Origin of the sequence: Methylorubrum podarium (assembly GCF_022179745.1) — a bacterium.
In the GTDB taxonomy this organism is placed as follows: domain Bacteria; phylum Pseudomonadota; class Alphaproteobacteria; order Rhizobiales; family Beijerinckiaceae; genus Methylobacterium; species Methylobacterium podarium.
Map to the genome: position 1 here is coordinate 1 of NZ_BPRD01000045.1, position 5,405 is coordinate 5,405.

The 5,405-nt window shown below is 69.8% G+C and carries 8 protein-coding genes; 4 read left to right on the forward strand and 4 right to left on the reverse strand.

Annotation, left to right across the window (positions count from 1 at the left end):
* Window positions 1–112: 112 nt before the first annotated feature.
* The gene (locus tag MFF42_RS02280; protein WP_238254338.1) at window positions 113–691 is read right to left on the reverse strand and encodes a type 1 glutamine amidotransferase domain-containing protein; all 579 of its coding nucleotides are present in this window, start codon (window positions 689–691) and stop codon (window positions 113–115) included.
* 174 nt (window positions 692–865) lie between these two features.
* Here MFF42_RS02280 and MFF42_RS02285 point away from each other — a divergent pair, with 174 nt between their 5' ends.
* Window positions 866–1,087: a hypothetical protein gene (locus tag MFF42_RS02285; protein ID WP_238254339.1), complete on the forward strand. Its 222-nt coding sequence runs from the start codon at window positions 866–868 to the stop codon at window positions 1,085–1,087.
* A 322-nt stretch (window positions 1,088–1,409) separates the two neighbouring features.
* Here the strand turns inward: MFF42_RS02285 and MFF42_RS02290 are convergent, their stop codons facing one another.
* Window positions 1,410–1,799 (reverse strand): hypothetical protein, encoded by a 390-nt coding sequence (locus MFF42_RS02290; RefSeq protein ID WP_238254340.1) that lies wholly within the window; start codon window positions 1,797–1,799, stop codon window positions 1,410–1,412.
* 346 nt (window positions 1,800–2,145) lie between these two features.
* Between MFF42_RS02290 and MFF42_RS02295 the strand changes: the two genes are divergently transcribed.
* Entirely contained in the window at window positions 2,146–2,355 is a 210-nt protein-coding gene (locus MFF42_RS02295; protein ID WP_009866236.1) for a cold-shock protein, read from the forward strand.
* A gap of 192 nt (window positions 2,356–2,547) precedes the next feature.
* Window positions 2,548–2,775, forward strand: a complete 228-nt coding sequence (locus tag MFF42_RS02300) for an AsnC family transcriptional regulator (protein WP_238254341.1) — start codon at window positions 2,548–2,550, stop codon at window positions 2,773–2,775.
* 67 nt (window positions 2,776–2,842) lie between these two features.
* Here MFF42_RS02300 and MFF42_RS02305 read toward each other — a convergent pair whose 3' ends face one another.
* Together MFF42_RS02305 and MFF42_RS02310 are read right to left on the reverse strand one after the other, a co-directional pair.
* A complete protein-coding gene (locus tag MFF42_RS02305) occupies window positions 2,843–3,283 on the reverse strand; it encodes a DUF1489 family protein (protein ID WP_238254342.1) in 441 nt (146 codons plus the stop codon).
* 100 nt (window positions 3,284–3,383) lie between these two features.
* Window positions 3,384–4,676, reverse strand: a complete 1,293-nt coding sequence (locus tag MFF42_RS02310; RefSeq protein ID WP_238254343.1) for a hypothetical protein — start codon at window positions 4,674–4,676, stop codon at window positions 3,384–3,386.
* A gap of 166 nt (window positions 4,677–4,842) precedes the next feature.
* Between MFF42_RS02310 and MFF42_RS02315 the strand changes: the two genes are divergently transcribed.
* On the forward strand, window positions 4,843–5,405 hold a 563-nt coding region (locus tag MFF42_RS02315; protein ID WP_238254344.1), incomplete at its 3' end, for an MFS transporter.

Genomic DNA, 5,405 nt, shown 5'->3' on the forward strand with positions numbered 1-5,405 from the left:
ACTCAACGTACAATCCAGAGCGCGCCCTGTCCGGAGATGGCGTGCCCTGGATTGCTTCGGCTTCGCCTCGCAATGACGGAGGTGAGACCGAACCAATCCGTCGGACGTCGGATCAGGCGGCGAGCTGGCGCGGCTCGTGGCGGCCTTCCTTCACCTCCTCGACGATCTTGGCGCAGAAGGCGTCGAGATCGCCGGGATTGCGGCTGGTGATGATGCCGCCGTCGGTCACGACCTCCTTGTCCTGCCAGTTTCCGCCCGCGTTGATCACGTCGGTCCTGATCGAGGCGAACGAGGTCACGGTGCGTCCCTTGACCGCGCCGGTCTCGATCAGCAGCCAGGGTCCGTGGCAGATCGCGGCGACGACCTTTCCGGAGGTGAGGAAGGCGCGCACCACGTCGAGCGCCTTCGGCTCGAGGCGCAGCTTGTCAGGGTTGATCTGCCCGCCGGGCAGCACCAGGGCGTCGTAGTCTTCGGGGTTCACGCTCTCGAGGTCGAGATCGACCGGCACGTCCTTGCCCCAATCGGTCTTGTCCCAGCCGCGGATCGTCGCCTTGGACTGGCGCGATTGCGGGCTCGCCACGGTGACCGTGGCACCGGCCTGCTTGAGCTTGGCCTGCGGCACCGTCAGCTCGCTCTCCTCGAAGCCGTCGGTGGCGACGATGAGGATCTTCGCCTCTCCGATATCGGGCATGCATTCGCTCCGTCTGTGTCGGGGGATTGCCGGGCCAACCGATCGCTCCCGGCGAGGTTCCGGCATCCGTCACGGCGTCGCACGACGGGAGAAGGGAGACGAGGGAGGAACGGAACCGGACCGGAGGGCATGTGTTGGACCGCCACTCTCCCAATCCAGCGAAGGAGGCGGTCCATGGCCAATCCCGGCGTCCCGACCCCCGAACCCACCCCCGGCGGACAGATCCCCGGCGATCTGCCGCCGCCGCCGCAGCCCGACGATCAGCCCGATATCGGCCCGACCGGCCCGCGCACGCCCTATCCGGTCGATGATCCGAGCATCGACGAGCCTCGCGGACCGGGCTCCGAACCGGATTACCTGCCCGGCGGGCCGACGGATCCTGGCATCCGGCTCTGAACCGATGCCCAGGCTGCGCCACGCTCGTCGAGGCGCAGCCGCTCACCGTTGCATCGTCCGCCTTTCACTGCCGTCGAAGGCGTTTCGGCTCACGAAGCCCCCCCGTGCCAGCGCCGAGACGCCGCCTCGGCAACCGCCCGACGCCCGAAGCGGCCATCGACGGCTTCGTGCCACTCTCCACGAATTGTGATTGCCTCCGCGCGGATCGAGCGTCGCAGCGTGCGGACGCCGCGCGCACGACTCGGCCGCGCAGTCGCCCCCGCCTCCCGAGACGTGGATCACACGCCCGATCCGATCGGGCAGACCGCGGCGTCGAAAGCCCTCAATGGCCGCCGTGGGAGGTGCGCACGTCCCGCGGCGCGGCCAGGATCTCGCTGAGGCTGGAGGCCACGTGGCGAGCCTCCTCGTCGGTCAGGCGGAGCTGGAACGGCGGCAGCGCGCCGGCCTGCAGGGCGACCACGGCCTGCCCCTGCTCGTCGGTCCCGACCTCGATGGCGGACGAGGTCACGTCGAGCATGGCGACTTCCTCGTCGCTGTTCTCGTCGGGCAGATCCACCTCGCCGTCGTCGTCGATGGCGGTAAGGAGTTGGCCGACGGCGCGCACGAGGGCGCGGGCGGCGCGGGCATCCATCACCACCGCCGTCGATTGGTCGTCCTTCTGGAACGAGAGCTGGATGTTCGCGCCTTCGAGGGAAACCGAGATGCCCGCCATGAACCGCCTGACTGAACTGCCTTGAGGGCGGCCTCGTAACCGCCTGGATTGACGGTCATATATGCACCGGCTCCGGGCTTTGTCACAGGGTGGGTCACAGGGTGGCGGAAGCGGTCCTTCGGGCCCCGCTCAGGGCCCCCGCGCGAGGCTCCGCGACGACCGCCTCCCATTCCGCCTTGTTAAGGCCGCATCGGCGGCCTACATAGTGTTTCGACGGGCGCGGCGAAGCGAAAGGCTTCGATCCATCCGCATACGGCCCGTCATCCCGCAAAATCGGCGGACGCTGCCACGTGCTCGCTTCGAGCAGATGCTTGCGCGTGGCGTGTGAAGAACGAAGGAACTATTCGTGGATACTGGGACTGTTAAGTGGTTCAACGAGACCAAGGGCTACGGCTTCATCCAGCCGGATAACGGCGGCAAGGACGTGTTCGTCCACATCTCCGCCGTCGAGCGCGCCGGCCTGCGCAACCTCGTCGAGGGCCAGAAGGTTTCCTACGAGGTTCTGACCGACAAGCGCAGCGGCAAGGACGCGGCCGGCAACCTCCAGGCGGTCTGATTGCCTCGGGGCCGGTGTTGAGCCGGCCCGACCGCGCATCTGAACAACGAAGCGGCACCCACCGGCCGCAGGCCCCTGGAACGCGTTTCCAGGGTTGCCTCACGGCGGGCGCCGCCGACACCCAAAACAACCAGAAACGACGCCGGCCACGCCGACAAGTGGCGCGGGATCCGGCGAGAAAGAAGAAAAGCCATGATGTTCGAATTCCGGCGCCACGTGAGCGCCATCTCGCCCGTGACCAACGCGGCGACCTTCCGGGTGGGCAGCCTGGTCGACACGCAGGCGCGCAACGCGCAGGCCGACCTCAGCCACCTCATCGACCCTTCCTACGAGTATCACTCCCCGCGCGAACTGCGCTGGCACCTCGCCGACCGCTTCGGGATCACCCCGGCCGCCGTGCGACTGAAGGAAGCGGCCTGACCGACACGGCCTCGCACCCTCCGGAGCGGGGCCATCCCGGCCGCCGTGCCGAGCGCATCGGGCGGCCTCAGATCAATCCCAGCGCGACCAGTTCGCGTCGCAGGCTCTCGGGCATCTCGGCGACCTCGCCGGCACTGGCCCGATCGAGATCCGACGGCGCGTCGCGGGCCTCCAGGTAGCGCCAGCCCTGGAACGGGCGGCAGGGGCGCGGCGAGACCGGCGTCACCGCCGGATCGAGGACGAGGCGGCATCGATCGATCCCGTCGCTTCCCGTGATCGGCTCGATGGCGCGAATCGGCTGACGACAGGTCAGCGTCCCCTTCATCACCCAGTAGATCGAGCCGCCTTCGGCGATCGCCCGCGCCCGCTTGGGGAACATGCGGGTGACGTGCGCCGTCACCGGCTCCTGGCCGAGGCGCAGGGCTTCCGCCCGGTTGTGGGCGATCCGCGCCTCCAACTCCTCGATCGAGGAGGGGCCGACGCACAATTTCAGAAGATGCAGGGCCATGACGCGGGCCCGTATAAGGCATCGGCCCGGAAAGTGGCCGCCGGTTTTGGAATGGGCCAATGCGGCATGACGCGCCGCATCGGTCCCGGCTGCCGCGCCGTCAGGCGAACAGCGCGATCTTCTCCTCGATGCTCAGCGTATCGAGATCGGGAAAGGCGGCGGCGAGATCATCCGCGTCCGCCGGCTCCACGATAGCGACGACCAGGGGCCCGGCCGCCGGCATGACCGCTTCGGTCTCCGCCGGAACGGCGAATTCGGCCGCCGGCTCGATCGCCTCGGCGATCTCGGCGTCCTCGACCTCCTCGACGTCCGCCACGAGCTCGAACGCGATCTCCGCTTGCTCCGGCTCGAACGCGCCGGCCGTCTCGGCGTCGTCGATGTCTTCGACCTGCGGCACGACCTCGAAGACGATCTCCGCCTCGTCCGCTTCGATCGCCGCCTCGGCCGGCTCCGGGGCGAAGAGCACCGGTTCGGCCTCCGGGGCCGGCTCGTCCGCCGCGACGGCGTCCCCGTCATCGACGGTCAGCGTGTTCAAGGCGGCGAGGTCGGCCGAGATCGCGTCGGCGAGGCGCATGGCCGGAGAGGCCGGCTCGGCGGGAGCCTCCTCGTGCGCGGGCTCGTCCTGCACGGGGCTTTCCGGCAGGAAGGCGAGATCGTCGTCGAGCGCGACCGCCGGCAGCGGCGGCAGGACGGACCTGGCCGGCGCGGGCACCGGGCCTTCCATGTCGAGGAAGCGGTCGACGTCGTTCTGATCGAGGGCGGCGGGGGCGGCGGCCGCGTGCGCGTCCGGATCGAGGGACGGCACCGCATCGTCGGGATTGCCCCAGATTCCGATCATCGAGGCGATGCGGTTCTCGAGGTAGCGCAGGGTATGCACCACGCGGCTCGTGCGCTGCGCGGTCAGATCCTGGAACGAGCAGGCGGTGTAGATCTGCGTGGCGTGCCGGTCGAGGGCGTCGCACAGCGCGGAATCGGCCCCGGTCTCGCGCAGGGTCCAGGCGGCTTCCTGCACTTCCTCGGCGGCGCTGAGGATGTCGGAGGTCGCCCGCTCGGTGGCGCGCACGATCGCGTCGAGGGCTTCCGACGCCACGGTGAGACGGCTCTCGCCCTGTTCGGGCGCGGAGAGCGCGGCCACCTCGGCGCGGGTGCGGGCGATGGCGTCGGCCATCTCCATCAGGTCGCCGCGGAAGCGCCCGACATCGTCCGGCCGGTCCGTCGTGACGACGTTCTCGATGCGCCGGATCGCGTCCAGCAGCACCTCGGTGTCGGCGTTGCGGTTGCGACGAGCGTACTCGGTCAGAAACCACCGGCCCCGCTCGGTTTCCCGGACGGCGTCCTCGATGGCATCGTATTGCGACGCGTCCAGCGGCGTCAGGGAACGGGAACTCGACATCACACCCCGCGCGGACTCGGCACCCCCGCGAGGCGTGCCGCGACGATTGACGGTCGATGTGAGATTGACAGCCGCGCTTTAACGGCGACTTACGCTTTTCCGCGCTTCGCCCCGCCGCGCGACGTTTTCTGCCGATGAGAGGGGCGGCCCGCCTCGCCGCGATCCCGTGACACGCACAGCTCCGACCGCCGAGCCCGATCCCGTCCGGCTCGGCCTCCTCTACGCCGTGGTCTTCGTGGAGATCGGCATCGCCATGCCGTTCATGCCCGTGTGGCTCGGCGCGCTCGGGCTCGATGCCGGGCTGATCGGGCTGCTGCTCGCGCTGCCGATCGCGACGAAGGTCGTCGCCACGCGGCCCCTGATGGGCCTGATCGATCGCGGCGTGCGCCCGCGCACGCTGCTCGTCGCCGGCAGCCTCACCCTGGCGCTCACCTACGCGCTGATGCCGGCGGCGGCCGCCGTCGCAGCCGCCCTGCTCGGCCTTCTGATCGTCGCGAACGCGGTAGCGCAGGCCCCGCTGGTGCCGAGCATCGACTTCCTGACGCTCGCCGCCGCCCGCCGCTCGAAGCGGATCGACTACGCCCGCATCCGGCTCTGCGGCTCCGTCGCCTTCCTCGCCGCGAACCTCGCCGGCGGTGCGCTGCTCGGCGTGCTGGGCGACCGGGTCGCGGTGCAGGTCGAGAAGAGCGCCGAGGTGATCTTCCTCTATCTCGGCGCGGCGCGGGCGGG